At 66.7% G+C, this 17742-nt stretch carries 20 protein-coding genes and 1 pseudogene; all 21 read right to left on the reverse strand.

Going from position 1 to position 17742, the window contains the following annotated elements; genetic code table 11:
* Positions 1-1001, reverse strand: a pseudogene (locus tag CHB73_RS11220) (hypothetical protein); the annotation flags it as partial.
* On the reverse strand, positions 1001-1594 hold the full coding sequence (locus CHB73_RS11225; protein ID WP_179217012.1) for a YmfQ family protein: 594 nt from the start codon (positions 1592-1594) through the stop codon (positions 1001-1003). The gene CHB73_RS11225 and the pseudogene CHB73_RS11220, both read right to left, overlap by 1 nt.
* 5 nt (positions 1595-1599) lie before the next feature.
* The gene (locus tag CHB73_RS11230) at positions 1600-2658 is read right to left on the reverse strand and encodes a baseplate J/gp47 family protein (RefSeq protein ID WP_089274688.1); all 1059 of its coding nucleotides are present in this window, start codon (positions 2656-2658) and stop codon (positions 1600-1602) included.
* Positions 2655-3101 (reverse strand): phage GP46 family protein, encoded by a 447-nt coding sequence (locus CHB73_RS11235; protein WP_089274689.1) that lies wholly within the window; start codon positions 3099-3101, stop codon positions 2655-2657. Before CHB73_RS11235 ends, CHB73_RS11230 begins: the two co-directional genes overlap by 4 nt.
* 3 nt (positions 3102-3104) lie before the next feature.
* The gene (locus CHB73_RS11240; protein WP_218819401.1) at positions 3105-3698 is read right to left on the reverse strand and encodes a phage baseplate assembly protein V; all 594 of its coding nucleotides are present in this window, start codon (positions 3696-3698) and stop codon (positions 3105-3107) included.
* Entirely contained in the window at positions 3695-4735 is a 1041-nt protein-coding gene (locus CHB73_RS11245) for a phage baseplate assembly protein (RefSeq protein ID WP_089274690.1), read from the reverse strand. Before CHB73_RS11245 ends, CHB73_RS11240 begins: the two co-directional genes overlap by 4 nt.
* The gene (locus CHB73_RS11250; RefSeq protein WP_089274691.1) at positions 4722-5918 is read right to left on the reverse strand and encodes a DNA circularization protein; all 1197 of its coding nucleotides are present in this window, start codon (positions 5916-5918) and stop codon (positions 4722-4724) included. The genes CHB73_RS11245 and CHB73_RS11250 overlap by 14 nt, the downstream gene beginning before the upstream one ends.
* The gene (locus CHB73_RS11255) at positions 5918-7789 is read right to left on the reverse strand and encodes a phage tail tape measure protein (protein ID WP_089274692.1); all 1872 of its coding nucleotides are present in this window, start codon (positions 7787-7789) and stop codon (positions 5918-5920) included. The genes CHB73_RS11250 and CHB73_RS11255 overlap by 1 nt, the downstream gene beginning before the upstream one ends.
* A 129-nt stretch (positions 7790-7918) precedes the next feature.
* On the reverse strand, positions 7919-8281 hold the full coding sequence (locus CHB73_RS11260; protein ID WP_089274693.1) for a phage tail assembly protein: 363 nt from the start codon (positions 8279-8281) through the stop codon (positions 7919-7921).
* Positions 8282-8283: 2 nt separating this feature from the next.
* On the reverse strand, positions 8284-8640 hold the full coding sequence (locus CHB73_RS11265) for a phage tail tube protein (RefSeq protein ID WP_089274694.1): 357 nt from the start codon (positions 8638-8640) through the stop codon (positions 8284-8286).
* A gap of 9 nt (positions 8641-8649) precedes the next feature.
* A complete protein-coding gene (locus CHB73_RS11270) occupies positions 8650-10125 on the reverse strand; it encodes a phage tail sheath subtilisin-like domain-containing protein (RefSeq protein ID WP_089274695.1) in 1476 nt (491 codons plus the stop codon).
* Positions 10126-10128: 3 nt separating this feature from the next.
* Positions 10129-10305 (reverse strand): DUF2635 domain-containing protein, encoded by a 177-nt coding sequence (locus tag CHB73_RS11275; protein ID WP_089274696.1) that lies wholly within the window; start codon positions 10303-10305, stop codon positions 10129-10131.
* A 2-nt stretch (positions 10306-10307) separates the two neighbouring features.
* Positions 10308-10877 (reverse strand): hypothetical protein, encoded by a 570-nt coding sequence (locus CHB73_RS11280; protein ID WP_089274697.1) that lies wholly within the window; start codon positions 10875-10877, stop codon positions 10308-10310.
* A complete protein-coding gene (locus CHB73_RS11285; RefSeq protein WP_179217013.1) occupies positions 10874-11329 on the reverse strand; it encodes a phage virion morphogenesis protein in 456 nt (151 codons plus the stop codon). The genes CHB73_RS11280 and CHB73_RS11285 overlap by 4 nt, the downstream gene beginning before the upstream one ends.
* Positions 11326-11754 (reverse strand): gp436 family protein, encoded by a 429-nt coding sequence (locus tag CHB73_RS11290; protein ID WP_089274699.1) that lies wholly within the window; start codon positions 11752-11754, stop codon positions 11326-11328. The genes CHB73_RS11285 and CHB73_RS11290 overlap by 4 nt, the downstream gene beginning before the upstream one ends.
* 1 nt (position 11755) lies before the next feature.
* Positions 11756-12064 carry an HI1506-related protein gene (locus CHB73_RS16995; protein ID WP_089274700.1) on the reverse strand — a complete coding sequence of 103 codons (309 nt, stop codon included), beginning with the start codon at positions 12062-12064 and terminating at the stop codon, positions 11756-11758.
* A gap of 18 nt (positions 12065-12082) precedes the next feature.
* On the reverse strand, positions 12083-12991 hold the full coding sequence (locus CHB73_RS11300) for a Mu-like prophage major head subunit gpT family protein (protein ID WP_089274701.1): 909 nt from the start codon (positions 12989-12991) through the stop codon (positions 12083-12085).
* Positions 12992-12999: 8 nt separating this feature from the next.
* On the reverse strand, positions 13000-13404 hold the full coding sequence (locus CHB73_RS11305) for a hypothetical protein (protein ID WP_089274702.1): 405 nt from the start codon (positions 13402-13404) through the stop codon (positions 13000-13002).
* Positions 13405-14460 (reverse strand): phage protease, encoded by a 1056-nt coding sequence (locus CHB73_RS11310; protein WP_089274703.1) that lies wholly within the window; start codon positions 14458-14460, stop codon positions 13405-13407. It lies immediately after the preceding gene.
* A 329-nt stretch (positions 14461-14789) separates the two neighbouring features.
* A complete protein-coding gene (locus CHB73_RS17000) occupies positions 14790-16169 on the reverse strand; it encodes a phage head morphogenesis protein (protein WP_089274704.1) in 1380 nt (459 codons plus the stop codon).
* Positions 16169-17734 carry a DUF935 domain-containing protein gene (locus CHB73_RS11320; protein ID WP_089274705.1) on the reverse strand — a complete coding sequence of 522 codons (1566 nt, stop codon included), beginning with the start codon at positions 17732-17734 and terminating at the stop codon, positions 16169-16171. The genes CHB73_RS17000 and CHB73_RS11320 overlap by 1 nt, the downstream gene beginning before the upstream one ends.
* Positions 17735-17742: the final 8 nt, after the last annotated feature.

Consider the following 17742-nt stretch of genomic DNA (forward strand, 5'->3'; position numbering starts at 1 on the left):
TAGGCGTAGCCCATGGCCACGCCAGAAATCATATCCTCACTCATGGTGACGCTGCCGCTGCTTGATCCCGTCTTGTACGCCCGGCCAGCGGTGTGGTAGCTGCACGCCCCGAAATTGGCGGAATACGCACCGACCATATATGTTCCCGTGGCTGGAACTGTGTACGCCGCAGAGAGCGCGAACTGCTCCCATCCGCTGCCCGTATGGCTAAAACCTCCCGACGCGACGACGGTATACGCTCCGGCTGCCGTGCGCTGAAACACGTAGATGACTCCGGTGCTGGAGGCCGTGGCATAGATGCGCACATGCGTTACGACACGGCCATTGGCGATGACGACGGATGTATCCACGACAGTGTATCCGGAAACGTTGGGAGTGCCCGCGCTTATCGTCCCAGAATGGTCCACGCTGCTGGGGACCTGGTTGTGGTAGGCATGGCCGCTGGCGTCGTAGTACGCGCCGCTGCCCGAAAGCTCGTTGGTCGCCAGGGTCCAGATGCCGCCTCGGGGCACCGGGCCGCTGGCGCGCCCAGCGGTGAGGTGCGCAACAAATGTGGACATCGCCGCGTTATCGCGGGCCAACGCATCGGACCAGCGGGCGGCCGCGATGGCCGCCGCCACGTCCGCCGGGCTCATGGCCGTGGTGTTGTCCGTGCCCGCACGGGCTTGGTCAGTAGTGGACAGCTTGAGCACGCCCGCCACGGTCTCGCTGGCGGCGGGGATGGTGATGCCCGCGATAAGTTGGCGGATGTCCGCGTGGGCGGCGGCGGACTCATTATGCCCAGCCACGGCGTCCAGAATGAGCTTGAGGACGGCCTGGGTGAGTTGCGCGTCATCGCCTTTTACCAGTGCGATGCTTGCCGTCTCGATGAGCTTGGCCAAGTTCTCCTGCACATCGTTCGCCCAGGCTGCCGTCATGATGGTGGCGGGTACGGCCGCCGCTGCCGAGCCTTCGGTGAACAGATGGCCAGATGTGGCCGTCGCATGGTCAATCCTGTGCATTATTCCTCCTCTCCATACGCAACTTGCGCAATGGCATGGGCCGGGGCGCGGTCGCTGACCACGCATTCCAGCAGTTCGTCGCCCCATGTTGCCAGCGGTTCGCCCGCTGCGGATTGCCCCACCGTAAACCGGCGGACAAGCCCGGCCTGCACCCGCAATCGGAAGCAATGCCGCCAGTCACCATCATAAAGGCCGTCTCCGGCGCCGGACTGACCGACGCGGAACGGCCGGAATTCTTCAACCCGAGCATCCGGGTAGCCAAGGGTGGCGGCCAGCGTCACATAGTCGGCCGGGCGCTGGCCGCCGAGCTCCACAAGCTGTGCATGCACCGCGGCACGCCTGGCAGCCACCGTCTGAGCCGATGCTCCGCACACGCCCGGCAACCCGCACACGCGCTCCCAGTCGGGCAGCAATTCGGCGCTGGTGCGCGGGTCGCTTTCGGCCATCAGGCCATCAGCCCGCCCGTCCACCCTGGCCAACTCGTCGGCCTCGGCCCGCAGCAGCGCCCCCCAAATACTGTCAGGACTGCTGGGCAGAGCCGGACCTGGCGGTTGCAGGGCCAGCAACAGGGCGAGGTAATCGGAGCCGTTCATGCCCATCATTCGCTCCAGGTGATGGCGCCAACGACCGCAAGTTCCCCTGTGGCGCATTCCACATTTGTCGTGGGGGAAAGCAGCACATGGTCGGTTTCGCCCGTGGCGAGGCTGATGGCCTCGCGGATGTGGCTGACGAGAATGGTCCCGCCAGGCGTTGCTTCGTCGCGCAACATATCGGCAAGTTCCGCGGTCACGGCCGCGCGCACGCTGGCCAAGTCCGGGGTGAGGCGGATGGAAAGGCCGAGGGGCCTGGATATGGGGGCCGCAACGTACACCTCCGCCGTGACCGGACGGAGGGTTTCCAGAATGGCCTGGGCCGCTGCGACATCTCCAGCCGCCGGAATACCGTCAGCGTAGGCGCCATCCATGCAAAAGCGCACCGTCACTGTGCCCGCGCCAAGCTCCTGCGGAGCCACCCAGGCGCGTGTGGCGCCGGGCACATGATCGAGCACCCACCGTGCGTAATCGTCGGCGGAGCCGCCCTTGGCTGGGGTCCGGATACGCAGCAGCAGTCGGGCGCGCAGAGCGGCATCGGTTTCATCATCGGCCCCGCCGGTGAGGCCGCTGGCGGCCGTCGCCTTGCTTTCCACTCCGGATATCGGTGACTCCAGGGCCAGCAGCACCCCGGCCCCGGCGTTGCCGACAGTCCCGGCCTGGCTGGCGGTAATCGCGACGTTTGCGATGCCGTCTACCAGCAGGGCTTCCTCGTCGGTGACATACACCGTCCCATCGGACCGCAGCACTATCGTTTCCGCTGGGATGGCCGCACCGCTCGCACCGGTAAACGTGGCCAAGCCGGTAGCCCGGGTGGCGGCCTGGCGCGCCAGCCCCCAGATGGAAGCCCAACGCTCCAGATGCTCGGTCTCGGCCGTGTCGGGCATAAGCTGCAGGGCCAGCCAGTCAAGATAGCCATACAACCCATGCACCGCAGCGGCCCGCACGGATGACAGCACACCGACAAGCGAGCGGCGCAGCGTAGGATCGGCTCCGGCAAGCCTGGCGGCGGTATCCGCCTGATCGCGCGAGATGAGGGTGGCGAGCGAGGGCCTGTCAAAACTCATTTCATGGCCTCCCACAACAGAGTGTAACGGGTGTTCACCACGTCGCCGTTTGGCCGTTCGATACGGATGTCCAAGGCGAGAACACCATTTCCAGGGGCGGAGGCCTCAACCTGTACGGTCTTGGCCACCGCGTCCTTCACCATCCAGTCCAGGGCCTCGGCGGCGTACTCCCGCGCGCGCTCCAACACCTCCGACAACTGTTTCTCCCGCGAGAGCAACCACAAACGTGATCCGGTCGAGTCGCCTGCCAGCCCGGAATAGGCGTCCGCCCACCAGCCGCGCCGGTCCGATGTCCCGTCCGGAATTTCATCATCGTCGCGCGCACGGGCGTCGAGAAACAGGGACAGGGTGACGGCCGTGACCAGACCGTCCTCCTTGGCCAGGTCGCCGCCCTGGATGCTCAGGTCACCGGAAAACGTCTTGAAGGCAACGGCGATATCCATGGCCTAGCCCCCGACCGGCGAGCCGGTCGGCCCGCCGCCGTCGTTCTCCGGATGGACATGGCCGCGCAGAGACACGCTGCCCGCGAGGGCATCGGCATCGGTTGCGATGTTGCCCGTTGCATGCAGACTACCCTGGATGCTGGCCGAGGTCGCACCGCCGCCAGGCGCGATCATGGCAAAGGAAGGCGTTTCGAAGAGCACCCTCGTGGTCGCCTTTACGTGTAAAGTCTCGGTGGAGACCTCAATGAGATGGCCGCGCTTGAGCACGACGCTGTCGCCTTCATCCGTGTAGAGCGCCACCTCGCCGCCTTGAAGCCCCGTAAGTCGGTAGCGCCGGTCATCAACGGCCACCACAATGGCATTGGACCGGCACCCTGCAGCGGACAGCAACACAGCCTCGGCGCCGGGCAGCGGTACGCTGGTGAATCCGTATTGCTGCATGCGTTCGATGCGGCCCATGACCTCGTCGGCCAGGGCTTGCACCTGCAACTCCTGCAGCCCATCCGCATCAGCCACCATCTGCACAATGGCCCGGTTGACGAGCGTGGCCATCTTGCGGCGCAAGCCCTCGTGCATTTTCTGCAACGCGCGCATCATGGCCAAACCTCCCCCTTGTCCTTCTCCGGCACGGGCAGCAGGCTGAACGCCTCCACAGGCTGAAGCGTCAGCTCGCAGCGCGTCCCCTGTTCATCGAGCAGATAGGCCACGCCCACCATCAGCAGCGGTTCGTCGATGGACAACCATGTATCCCGAACAGGCACGGTCTGGCCGGGCTCCCAAAGTCCGTTGGCGTGCTTCCAGCCGCGTACCGTGTACGTGACGCGCCGCGAGCGGCCATAGCGCACGCTGGCCTCCCAGCGGGCACGTTCGCCAGCGCCTGCTCCCTCCACCTGGTCCTCGGCGATGATGGTCAACGGACGATGGCGCGGCACGCGGGAGTCGTTCGCGGAGCCCTTGGAATGCGCCGCCGCGCCTCCCCAGCCGTCCAGACCGACGCTTTGCCCCTTCACCGTGTATGTGCTGAACCGATCGCGTAGAGAAAACGAGGCCTTGCAGCCAAGCACATTCTTGCCGAGTTCCAGCACCGTGGCCACGCGCGCGCCCTGGCCCGCCCGCGTGATGAGCAATCGGCCATGCCCATCCGTGACGAGCAGCACGGCCCGCACCCTGGCGGCCGCCTCAAGAGTTTCGTAGACGCTGTCGCCCTCATTGTTCTTGAGCTGAGAGAAAGGCTTGCCCGTATCACACTGGGCGAGCACCTCGATGCCGAAGGGACGGCACAAGGCTTTGGCCACAGGCAGCAGCCCGCGCCCCGCCCATTGCGTCGAAGGCGCCGAGCAGTCCACCAGGTCAGCGGTCTTGTCCCGGCCACTCACCGACAGGCCATGCTCCTTCGCGTCATAGGAGGGCATGACGTCGTCGACGTAGCCAGTGATGACGGGCTCGCCATCCACCAGCACCCGGCAGCGCGCGCCGGGCGCGATGGGCCGGGGGATGTCCTGACCGGGCCAGCGCTCTGTAAGGGCCAGCTCAAAGCTGCCGGCCACCTGTTCAAGGCCGCGCCGGATCACTATGGACGCCCAGCCGCCATAGAGCATGTCGCCCACTTCAAGCCGCACGTCATACGAAGGCATCGGCAAGCACCTCCAGGGTTGTCCCGCCCGGCACAGCGCCGGGATGGCGCACATGGTTGCGCGCCGTGATTTCCCCCTCGCGTGTGGCGTCGCCATACAACTGGTGGGCGATGACCACGGCCGGAGTTGTGGTGGGCAATCTGTATGAGGACAGACGCGGCAAGGCCGCGGCGCGTGTTCCCAGGTCCTCCACAACGGCGGCGCGCAAGTCCGCCAACTGTGGGTACATGGAATCCGAAGCCTCCAGGGCCGCGTTTTCAATGGCCTCGCAGACGGCGTCGCGCGTGGCCAGGGCGTCATCCGCCGAGGCGTACTCTGTGCCCGAGGCGGCGCGTGCCGCGCTGGCGATGGCCGCCACCTGCACAAGGGAATCCAGTGCCTGCAGGTTGGCCAGACTCTGTGCGCCCAGGGCGGACGTCGGCGAACTGCCCGCATAGCCGCAACCGCGTGCGGAAATATCCCCCTTTGCCAGAGCAAGGGCCACGGAGGAGCTTGTCGTAGGGTCGAGTCCGGCCAGCCCGCTGAACAGGCCGGTGATCCATCCGGCCAGACAGGACGGCTCGCCCCACAGGCTGGAGAGAATGTCCTTGGCCATTTTGAGTTCAGAAAAAGGAGCGCCCACCATGCTTTTGACGCCGCCGAGGAGCTGATCCAGCCCGGCCTTGGACGTTGTGAGCAGGCGCAGCGGACCGGCGATGCTGAACCTCCCCGAAAAGTCCGTTTCCGCCTTCTTTGTCGCATTCTCTGAGGCCTGGTCCACAACCCAGGCCGTGTCCTTTTTCGAATCGGGCTCAAGCTCGGCCCCCGCTTCGACGAACACCACGGTGAAGCGGGCCATGCCCCCCTCCCGCGTGGATTCGCGCAGGCGACCGCCATCGCGCGCGCAGACCTCCAGCGTGCCAAGGTACGGGTGGACAAGCTCGCCGGGGCCGCCCTTCTCAAGGGCTTCGCGGAGGCGGTCGCGCGCGTCCATGTAGTCCGTGCCTATGACGAGGAGTTCCAGAGTGTACTCACGCGCCTTGCGGCCGAGGTCCTCCGTGTAGGGGGTGTCGCGCAGCGGGTATTCGTGCGTGGCCGTGCGGCGGCCAAAAGCCGTGTCGTGGCTATCCACCTTGAAGGGCACGCCGCGGAATGAACCGGGGCGCAGCTTGTCACGCCAACTGGATGCGGTCTCGGCGGCCATCAGTGCGCCCCCATGTAGAGGCCGGTGTCGACATCGGCGGTGAAGCCCTTGGTGCGCACCTCGCGCACGGCGGCCGGGCCGGTGACCTCAATGCGCAAATGGGCGTCCTTGGCGTTCACCGCGTCGGCGATGTCCTTTGGCGTCAACTTCTCCGCCAGGGCCTCTCCGCCGAATTTGCCCGCCATGTAGCCCACGGCTCCGCCCAGCAGCCCGCCGATGGCCGTGCCCAAACCAGGCGCAATGGCCGTGCCGATGGCCGCCCCGATCTTGGCCCCGCCCAAGCCACCGGCCAGGCCGCCCACGCCTCCGGCTGTGGTCTGCACCTTCTGCCCCGTGGTGGCGTTGCGGTCGGTCCAGGCGTTGTACATCTCGTAGCCGGTGCCGGCCACGGCCAGCGCGACGCCGATGCGCCCGCCCCACTTGGTAAGCCTGGCCAGCTTCCCCGCCCGGTTGCCCGTCTTGGCAAAGCCTTCGCCGATTCCACCCCCGACGCCACCGCCTGTGGCGGTCAACCCGCCTCCTGGCATATTCACCACATAGACAGGCGTCACCCCGGCGAATTCCTGGAGCGCCTTTCCCGTGGCCACCCCAGCGCCCATACCCCCGACCTTCTGAAGCAGCTTGCCGCCGCCCTTGACCAGGCCGAAGCCAATCCCCGCCGCCGCAGCTCCGCCCGCAAGCAATTGCTCACCGCTGAGCTTACGCTCATCCAACAGGTGCTTGATGGCCCCCTGGATGGTCTCGTTTACGGGCTTGGCGAAGCCGTCAGCAGCCTGCCGAAGCGCAGCCTTCAGGCGCGCAACCTGGTCAACGGAGTTGGCCAGCGCGTCGGGGAGGTCTTTGGTGATCGCACCGTTCGCCTTCTCAATTTGGCTGATCATCGCCCGCATCTCTGCGATGGCGTTACCTTTGAGCACCGACGAGCCCAAGCCCTTCTTTGTGTCCAGGTCGGCGTCTCCAAATGCGGCATCAATGAACCGATCCCGCTGGGCGTCGGTGGTCGCCTTTTTGTATTTCGCGGAGATATCCTCGAGGACATCTATGGCCGCGCGCCGTTCTCCCTTGGCGTCATAAAACTTGACCCCGGTGGCCTGACTCGCCTTCTTTTGGTAGTCCAAATTGGTAAACAGCCGCAGAGTCGAAGAGGCAAGGGTGCGAAGCCTGTCGGGACTCTTTTCGATCAAGGACAGCTTTTCCACGAACCCAAGCGCTTGTCCAAATGACATGCCCGCAGCCTTGGCGTCCTGGCCAATGCCCGCAATAATGCCGGAGAGGTCCTCCAATTCGGCATTTCCAAGTCGGCCAGCAACAGTCATTTGGTCCAGTAGCTGCGCCGCCTGACCTGCCTTGCTCAAATCGAATTGGAAGGCCTCACCAGCCACGGTGAGCCCATCGGACAAGACTTTCGCGTTTGCCCCTGTGACAGCCATGGCTTTGTTGATCGGCCCGATGGTGGCCAAGGCCTTGTCCCATTCCATGCCCGACGCGACCAAGGCGTTGAAGCCCACGAGCAGGTCGTCTACGGACTGGCCGGTTTCTTTGGCCATTTCGAGCAGTTCCCGGCGCAGGGCGGCAGCAGCCTGCCTCGTTGCCCCGGCAGTCTGCGTGACGCGGATCAGGCTCTTGTCGAGCTGCGCGGAATCAGCGACAGCGCGGTACGACTTGAAAGCAACGCCCGCACCCGCCAATGCAGCCGAGTATTTCCCCGCCAGGGAATCCAAACCACGCCCGACCGCCGATACTGACCGAGAGAGCAGGCCCATATCCCGTGTGCCGGAACGGGCGAGACCGCCCAGGGCGGCCTCGTTGCGCCGGGCCTGGGCGGCCAGATTGCCAGTCAGGTCGAGGATGACGGATGCGCGCATGGTCATTGACGTTTTCCTTTCTGGATCTTTTCAAGGCCTTCAAGGTACCGGAACAGGCGGGGCAGCGGCAGCCGGGACAACTCGCCCTCGCTCCAGCCGGTTTTCACGGCCAGGATCAGGACCAGCGCCCGGACATTACTCGCCAGCCCCGGAATCTCGCCCCCGTGCGCTCAAGGCCTCCCCGGCCGCGGCATCGTCCAGCGCCTCGGCCGCGTCCTGCAGGGCGCGCATGTCGCGCGGGCTCAGCTTGTGGAGATCCTGCAAGGAGAACGGCCCCTGCATGTTGCCGATGCGCACGATCTGCCGACGCAACATGCCCGCGCCCGAAAGCGTGGGGCTGGAGACCAGGCGCGGCCCTTCCTTGGTGTAGACCAGCTTCTCGCTCTCCTCGTGGGCTTCGATGATGTCGCCGCAGGTGGACGCCCGCAACACGGCTTCCTTGAGCACGTCTTCGCCGATGGCCAGGCCGTCCATGAGGGTGAGGGTGAGGGTGTTCATGGCTAGGCCTCGTCGCAGCTGATGGCGGAGAATTTGAGCTCCACGGTGCCGTCCTTGGCGTCCAGCTTGGGCGGCTCGGTCACGAAGGCCTCGCGCAGGACGAACTTCGCGCCGGTGTCGCATTCAAAGCTCAAGGTGGCGCTGGTGATGGCCCCGAGCTTTTTGAGCGAGGTGTCCGCCGTGTGGTAGACCTTGCAGGTGACCTCCGGGGCCTGGGTGTCCTCGGAGAAGCCCCACACCTTGCCCGCGCCCACCTTGGGCTCGCGCTTCTCACCGCCTGTGTCCAGGGTGGCGCCGGGCGCGGTGCGCAGCTCGGTGCCGTCGACGCGGATGGTTGCCTTGCCGGTGATCTGGGTCATTGCGTCCTCCTAGAGAATGAACTGGGTGAGCATGGCGAACATGCGGAACTGGTTCACCAGGTCCGGGGTGGCCAGCACATCCACGCGGGTTTGGCTGTTGGCGTTGCGCTCCACGAGCAGGGCCTCCTTGAAGGCGTCGAAGTCCTCCACCAGGCCTTCAAGCTCCAGTTCGCGGAACAGGACGAACAACTCGTCGCGGATGATGGATGGCGTGACGATGGCCTGGCCAGGCCCAAAGCGGGTGCCGTCCTTGGCGAGTTTGTGCCTGGGGTACTTCTGGGTGATGCGGGCGCGCACGGCGTAGCGCCAGTAGCCAAGGGTGGCCGGGGTCTGGATGTCCAGATAACTGGGGTCGGGCAGGCCGTAGGCGTTGACCCGATAGGTGGTCACCTCGCGCTCGATGCAACACTTGCCGGCTGCATTGACATTGTAGGTGGCCACGCCGTCGAAAAGCAGCAGGTTGCGCTCCGGGTCATCCCAGCGGTCTTCCACTGCGGGCGGCAGACAGCTTGGCAGCACCAGAGTCTGCAGCGGCCGTGCAGGGTCCGCCGAAAGGCTTTTGGCGGCCTGCACGCCGTAATCGGCGGCGAAGATCCACGGCGGCGTAGGCGACTTGCCCGTGCCCATGCAGGTCTGCAGCTGAGAATTGCGGGCCAGGCCCCAGGTGCTGGTCTGGGCCAGGGTGCCGCGCACGGCGGCATAAGCGATGCCTTCCATTTGCCGCATTGGCCCCCAGCGGTCGAGCAGCTCAGCGTCCAGGGCGTCCAGGTTGGCGGTATCCGTGTAGGGAGTGACAATGGCGCGCCACCACTCGTTGCCCATCACGGCCACGGCGTCGGCGATGTCGGGATCGCCCGCGCCGCCGTGCATGGCGGTGATGGCCACGCCGACCCCGGCGGGCAGGGCCTCGCCGGTATGGTAGTTAAGCCGCAGGTCGATGTCGTTGCCGGTGGCGCCTTTCCAGCGGCAGGTCAGGTCCACCTGGGCGGGCGTCGTGCCGTTAATTGCGGCTACCAACGGCTGTTCGCCATCGGCGTTGATGGCTGCGGCCAGGGCTGCGGCAATGCTCTGCGCGGAGTCTCCGGCCGTGACGGCGATGCGCACGAGGGCGCCGCCCACATAGAGGTTCACAACGCCGCTGGCGATCGCCGGTCCGGTCAGCAGCAAGCTGCCGGTTGCGGCCACGCCGGAGACCGAATCATCCAGGGCGATGGCCCAGGTCTCCAGCCAGCGGTCGGCGGCCTTGGCCGCGCGGAACATGGCCGCGAGCATGGAGCCCCGGCCATGGAGCGCCTCGGACTGGGCAGCGGAGGTGATGCGTGTGGGCACAAGGGCCGCACCGGTCCCTTCGGCCAGCTTCTGCCCGATGAACAGCACCTTGTACGATGCCTCCGGAGTTCCGGTGACGGCCTTGGAGTTGTCGAATTCGACGTACGCCAGGGGGATGCGCACGTTTTCGGACAGGCTGTTGAAGCTGATGTTCATAGTCTACTCCTTGCTCTTGGCGCTCTTGACAGGCGCGCCTTCGAGGACGTCGCCCTCGCGCAGGCGGCGGAGCCAGTACGTGGTCATCGCAACCTCGCGGCCTTCTGCGGGCAGAGGGGTCTTGGTGACAGGATCGCGCACGACGAGACCCGGTTTCGGAACAAGATATTTGACGGGCATGGTTACTCCTCGCCTTTGGGAAGGTTGATGTTGTCCTCGGTCAGCGGCGCGTCCTGCGCCTGTGCCGTTTCCACGTGACACAACAGGAACCAGTCCGGGATGTCCTCCGGTGCGGATGTCCCGAATGCGCGAGCCACCGTGGCGTGCTGCCTCCACGAGACGCCCCACATGGCGACCCCGGCCTTATCCAGACTGGCGGAAAAAAGATTGTCGCAGCGGACCGCTTCCGGGGCCCTGGCCGCCGCCCCGCCCCAACAATTGCCCGGCACGATGCCCGCCAGGGCCTGCGCAAGAGCCAGGGAGGCAAGGTCGCGCGGCAGACGCGGCGCATCCTTGCACAGCACTATGGCCACGATCTGGCAGGTCCCATCAACCTCGGCGCAGGATTCGGTCAGATCGGCCAGGCCGAGCACGGCCACGAGCACGGCCGGGGCCTGGGTGGCCACCCGCGAAAGCTCGGCCGCGTCAAAGCGGCCCGCGTGAGGGGCCACGACCACGGCCCGACCGCCCAGGCGGGGCAGCTTGGCCTTGAGGTCATCCACGACGGCCTGGCGCAAGGCGACGATGCTCATTTGAGTTCCCCCAGCAGTTCGTCCAGCCATTCGTCGGCCACGGCAAGCATGTCTGACTCGTCCTGGGCGGAGACGCCCAGGTACGGCCTGGCCGGAATGGGCATGTCCACCTCGGCCCCGCCAAACTGGTGCACCGCGCCGTACACGAGGTTGGTGCCCACCTCGACCTCGTCTCCACGCACGTCTGGCCGGATGGAATCCAGCAGGCCGCCATCGGCGGAAAGCAGGCTGTGCCCGCCATGCCGCGTCATGGCGTAGGCCGGGCTCCAGTCCGGCCAGGGCTCGCCGTCCGGGCCGCTTTTTTCGGACTGGATGCGGGCGCGGGTCGAGGACTCCAGCACCGCGCCGAGGTCTTCCAACAGCTGTGACCTGTCCGCCTTGGCCAGCCGGTCGAGCCTGGTCTGCAGGCGGTCCAGGTCGGAGAAGTCCGTGCGCAGCGCCAGGCCGCTCACCAGGTCCTCCGGGTGCGAACAAAGGCGCGGGGCTTGCCGGAAACAAGCCCCGGCACCGTTGTCGTTTGCGCGGGCTCCTGTTGAGGCGGCAGCCCCAGGGCAACATCCCCGGAGGCCGCGCGCCGAAGCCAGGCCACCGCGTCCTCGTAACGCTGCCGGATCTCCTCGGTGAGACCCCGGCCGTAGTCGCAGGTGATGCGGTACACGGCCATGTCGCACGCCAGGCGCACGAGCACGGCCGGCACGGTGGGCAGGGGCAGGGCGTAGCGGCCGGCCAGGTAGGAGTCGATTTCGGCTTCGGCATCGGCCAGGGCCCGCTCCACCAGCTCGGCATCGGCCACGCCGTCGCCGTCGCGGTCCGCAAGGGTGACCAAGGCGTCAACGCCACCAAGGCGCGTCTCCAGTTCCTGGGCGGTCGCGTACACGCTACTCCTCCTGGGCGCCGCTTTCCTGCGGCAGGGCGCTGGCCAGGGCCAGCAGTTCGTCCTTCTTGGCCTTGGGGTCGAAGGACACCCCGCGCTCGGTGAGCAGCGCGGCCAGCTTGTCCTTGGTCATGGCGGCCAGGGGGTCGGCGCTCGCGCCGACGAGTTCCTGGACGACGAGCATGGGCTCGGCCTTGAGGATCTCCAGCTGTTCGCTGCTGAAAGTCCCGTCCGCGTGCTCCACAGGGCGGGCCGGGTGGGCCACGCCGCAGCGGCGGAAGCCGTCTTTCTTGGCGGTGATGATCACGGGCATGGTGTGTCGCCTCCCTGGTTACGCGCCGGCGCCGGTGGAGCCCCAGGCGAGCTGCCAGAGGCCGTAGCCGCCAGCGCCGCGGGCCTCGGCCCCGAACTTGTACTCGGCGCGGTTGAACACGTTGTCCGAGTCGGGGGCGGTCTGCTGGACGAATACCGGGGCCTTGCGCTGCTGGTAGATGAAGGGCATCACCGGCTTGGTGGTGTCCAGCAGGAACCAGGCGGTGTCGGAGGTCAGCCAGTTTGCGACGACAACCTCGGCCGTGCCCTTGTAGGGGTTGGGCTTGCCGTCCTCCAGGCGATCCACGGTCATGAGGGCGGTGGCGGTGTCATCCAAAGCCGGGGGCACCAGGAGCACGGTCGGGGTGATGTTCAGGGGACGGCCGTCATCGTCCTTGAACTTCCGCATGGCCGTGCGCGCAGCGCCGTAGCTTGCCTGGGCCGCAGCCAGGGTGGCACAGGACAAGGCCACGGTGCCGCGGTTGCTCACGCTCGCGCCGTTCACGGGATGGTCGGTGTCGAAGAAGTATTGGCCATCGTAGCAGGGCGAGGCGAAGCCCTGGTTGACCAGCTCGAAGATGATCTCGTCCGGGAGCTGCTTGGCGGAGAACGCCGCCCCTTTCGCCTGGGGACCGTAGATGCCCAGGTTGTCGTCCTCGATGTCGTTGCGCCGCACCGCGATGGTGGCTTCGAAGTCGTCGTTGACGATGGTGTACTTGAAGGCGGCCAAAGACTTGACGACCTTGTCGCCCACCCACTTGCGCATGCGCGGGAAGTTGGCCAGCCAGGCATAGTCGTTCTCCCTTGTGGTGGAGGTGACCAGCATGGCGATTTTAGGCCACAGGGAGGGCGCGGCGGCGAAGGCGTTGTTGAAGGTGGTTTTGAGGCCCGTGAACAGGGCCGAAAGGCTTGCTCCGTTGATGATCATGAGGCCTCCTAGATGTTGATCCAGACGCCGAGGTCGTCAACGTCCACGATGACCCCGGCCTCGGACCTGGTGTTTGTGGCGCTGGTCTTGGCCACGGTGGCGTCGTCCACGATGTAGGCCTTGGCCCCCACTTCGGAGAGCGTGACCTCGTCAGCGCCCGAGGAGTTGCCAAAGCGGAAGCAGCCGCGACGAACCTTGACCTTCGCGTCGCCGTCCTGGCCCAGGCTGTTGTCCACCTGCTCCTCGAAGCGGCCCACGCTCACAAGGCCGACCGCCGTGCTGCCGGGCTCGCAGGTGCCGGCGTTCATGACGGCGAGGCCACCGGCGTAGCACTTCTTGCCGGCGGAGACGGGGTAGACGATCTCCTCCCCGGCGCGGATCGGGGTATTGCGGTCAGCGGTGAGGGCAGCCATCTACTTCTCCTCCTTGCCGAGGGTTTTTGCGTAGTCCTTGGGATCGAGATCCAGGACCTTGCACATGGCCTGCTCAACATCCGTGAGCTTGGCCGCGCCGTCCGCGCCGACCTCGCGCTGGACGGTCTTGTCCGGGGCGATGACCGGGGCGGTGCCGAGGAACTTCTTGAACTCCTCCACGCCGCCCTGCTGGCGGCAGGCCGCCAGATAGAAATCCTTGGACGCCGGGGCCACCTTGCCGTCCTTCACGGCCTGGTCCACCAGCCCGTTGATCTCGGCCTCGGCCTGGGCGTCGGCCTGGGCCTTCAGCCTGGCTTCGGCGTCGTTGGCGCGGTTGGTGGCCAGCTCGTAGTCGGCCCTGGGCACGAAGCGGGTGAGGTCCAGGGATTGGGTCTTGAGGCCGCTCACGATCTGGACCGCGCTTTCGGGCGTTGCCGTCTCGGCCAGGCCCAGGGCGCGGCACAGGGCGACCGGCACGGCCGAGGTCTGCTCGGCCTTGGCCTTGAGGGAATTCGTGGCCGTGAGGATCTGGTCAGCGGTCGCGCCGTCGTCCAGCCCCAGGGCCTTTGCAATGAGCTTCAAAGGCATGTCGTCCTCCTGGTTGGAGTCTTGGGACTCGCGGTTTAAGGCCGTGAGCCGCAGGTTGGGAACGTTGGTGAGGCCGGCGGAGACCACCTCCGCGACGCGGCCGGAACTCTTCTGAAAGGTGAACACTGGGGAGATGTAGCGGTACTCGCGATTGCGGATCTGCTCGGCGGCGCGGGCGTTCCACTCCACCCGCGCCCACAGCTCGCCGCCACGGTCTTGCAGTTCACGAATCCAGCCGGATGCGGGGGCCTCCAGCCCGGCCGCGCCGCGCAACTCGGTGGCGTGCTCCCAGTCAATGACGAGGGGCTGCGCCCGGCGGGCGAAGGCGTTGAGCACGGAAACCATGCCGACTTGGTCGAAGAGCCAGCGGCGGCCGTCCACACCGACGACATCCGGACCGGCGGGCAGGAGCTGGATCCACTCGGGGGCGCTCGCGGGGAGTTCAGTGTTGAATGCTGTGTGCTTCATGCCGCGAAGCTATGCTTCGGGCCGGGCCAGGTCTTGTAACCGGCGTTACGACTTTTGGCGGGAGGGTAACCTGGACGAGGCGCGGCCTGCGGGTGATGTCAGAGGGCGTTCAAAAACGTTCAAAAACGCTCTCTGCGGCCTTGCGGCGGCGTTGCCGGGGAGTTGTGGCCTACGGGCGGCCCGACGCCGCATTGACGCCCTGGCGGCGAATGCCTATATGGGATTCAAGCGTAGCCCTCGAAGACTGGAAAACCGTCGGGCCAGTGGTTGCTTTCGAGCTTCCATGCGGGGGTGCCGGACACAAGATCCGGATGGCGTCCCGCCGAGGGCTACAGCTGACCATCCAGCACCACCATCCCCTTCTGCTTCAGGTTGGCTTCCTGCACCCGCGATCCGCTCCGGACGGCGTTGGTGGGGACGCCCTTGGCCGAATGATCCAGGCGAACCACCACGCGGCCGAGCTTCTCCTGCTCCAGGTCAAGCACGTAGAGCAGGGCTTTGCGGCGTCCGGCACCATCCCAGATGACCGCCTTGGCCTTGGCCAAGTACGCAGGCAGGTTCAGCACCACCTCTTCGGGCAACGCCTTTTCCCCCTTGCGGGCCTCGGCCAGCAGGTGCGTCACCTCGCGCTGTTCGATGGTGAGCGCGGCCCCGGTCGGCAGCTCGCCGAGCTCAGCCAGCTTCTCCACGACTCTGGGCCGCATGGCCCCCACCACGCGCCGCCCACCGGCCCCAACGGCGTCGCCGCGCGCGATGCGCCGCGCCCATTCCCGATACTCGGCGTTGAGGTTGGCCAGCACCTCTGCGGGCATGTCCGCAGCCGCCGCCGCGCCCAGCTCGGTCGGCGCCGCGGCGACCTTCTCCGCCCACTGGCGGGCAGCCTGGCGCACGCGATAGGCCTCGCCGAAGTTGTAGTCGAAGCCGGGGTCGATCCCGACCGGCACCTGGCTCACTTCGCCCGTGCGGCGGTTTGTCCACTGCCGCGTGCGAACCTCCGGCGCGGCTGTGCGGACCGGCAGTGTGCGGCTGGTGAAGCGGCCGGTGGGCAGGCCGGACTCGGAATCGGTCTCTTGCACCTGCGCGCTCACACCGCTTTTCTCAAGCCGCGTGGCCTCTGCGCGCGAAACTTGGCGGACCCTGCATTTGCAGCCGTACCCGTTGGGCGGGTAGTGGCTACGCCAGAACGGATCATCCACGGGCAGCATGAGCCCGGCCCAGGCCGCGTGCTCCGGCCGGTGCTCACGCGAGGGGCCAAGTTCGTACAAGAGGAAGGGCAGCGCCCGCTTGGTGCGCTGGATGCGCTCCCACTGCCCGGCCGCGCGGGCCGTGCGCATGTTGGTGTCGTAGATAGTCTTGAGCCTGCGCGGGCTTCCCAGCTGCGCCATGCGTGTCTTGCCCGTCAGCGGATCCACGACCTCTCGCTTGCCCCACCAACCCTGGCGCTGGAGTTCCGGCTTCAAGTCCTTGGCGAAATCGCGGAAGGTGCGTCCCTCCGAGAGCGCCCGCTCGGCCGCATCGCTGATGCTGGAGAGCACGTCGAGCTGCATGGCCTTGGCCACGGTGAAGTTGGCCACATTTTCCTCGGCCCACACATCCTGGTAGCTGAAAGAAGGTTTCAGTCCCTTGGCGCGGAAGAACTCCAGCGCCTCCTTGGGAGGCGGACCGGGAAAGGTAAAGCCGGGCTTCGGCGTGAACTCTCGCCGTGGCATCAGGAGCCGCTCCCCGCGTCACCCACGGCGCGCGCCTTGAACGTGGCCAGCGCCAGGGCTCGCACCAGGGCGGACGGATCCATCTTTTCCAGCAGGCCGGGCAGCCCGGCCAAGAAATCCTCATAGCTCTCGCAGCGGTCGGCCAACTCCTGGACGGGATCCACCACGACGCTGGCCTGTGGCTCCCAGTCGGCCAGGGCCTCCCCGGCGAACTCCTCAAGCTCCGCCCCCATGTCGCCGCCAGTTGTGTACCCCTCGCGGTTCGCGGCGCGGCCCTCGTCGTTATCCTGTGCCGGTGTTTGCGCCGCGCCCAGCACCTCGGCACCATCCGCAGGATCGGGGAAGCCCAGGCGGTCGCGCACCACGGAGGCCTCCACGCGCAACCCCAGCGGCACCAGCTTGGCCAGGGCTTCGGTGAGTGCCTTCACGTCCTCGGCCTCGCGCACGGGCAGCACCAGCCGCGGGTATTTGCCGGAAGGCGGCGGACCGTAGTTCAGGTCGACGAAGGGGCGCACCAGGTCGCGGTTGATGGTGGCGGCGAGCTGACGCGCATCGGCCGTCAAGATGTCCTTGCGCACCTCGTTGTGGACCTTTGCTTGACCAAGGGAGCTGCCATCGTCGCTGGTCATGGTCTGGCCCAGCACGGCCTTGCTCACCTGCCGGTCCAGCCATTCCGCCAAGTTCTGGAACAGGATCTGCCCGCCGGAGGAACCGCCCTTGCCTCCATCAACCATCTCAATCCGCATGGTGTCCGGAATCACGGCGGCGGCGTCCGTGCCCAGGTTGGCCACGGCGGAGACCAGCGTCCGGATGTCATCCGCAGAGGCGTTCGGGCCATAGCGCCCCAGCCGCAGCGGCATGCCGAATACCTCGGCAAAGGCCAGCCAGTCCGTGAGGGTGTAGCTTTTGCACATGTGCGCCGCCGCCACCAGACGGGCCAGGCCGCCGCGCGCGGGCAGGCCGCTCTTGAGCTTGGGCATGTGGACGAGGAACTTGAACGGAGGCAAGGGCAGGCCATCCACTGCGCCCATATCCTCCAGGCGCAGCTCGCGGCCGGTGACCTGGTCGAAGCGGAAGAACTTGGGGTCGCGCCATTCATAGGCGGCAGGAAGCCAACGCGTGGCCTGCCGGTTCCAGATGATCTCGCACGCGGCATAGCCCTTGCCCAGCCCGTCAAGCAGGTCGGTGCACAGGTCCGGAAACTCCGTGGACTCGGCGATATGCTCACGCACGGCGTCGGCCAGCTCCACGTCGCGCTTGTCATCCGTGGCTGCGGCCACTGTGGGCTCCAAACCGGAGCAGGCGCGCTTACGGGTGCCGAGCACGGATTGGTAATGCGGGTCGCGCTCCTCCATCTCCTCGGCCAGGGTGAGGTATGCGCGCAGATCGCCTTCGGCCGCGGCGCGCAGAATCCTGGCTAGGCGATGCGGCGTCAGCCCCTGGGCGATGGCCTCCGGATCCCAGGCGCGGCGCACGCCGGTGAGCTGCGGTGCGGCCACCTCGCTCAGCAAAGTCTGCCGTTCGATTGGGCGGCCCAGGTGATCGACAAGGGTGACTGTTTTCATGGGTGCTC

The organism is Humidesulfovibrio mexicanus, from assembly GCF_900188225.1.
GTDB lineage: Bacteria > Desulfobacterota > Desulfovibrionia > Desulfovibrionales > Desulfovibrionaceae > Humidesulfovibrio > Humidesulfovibrio mexicanus.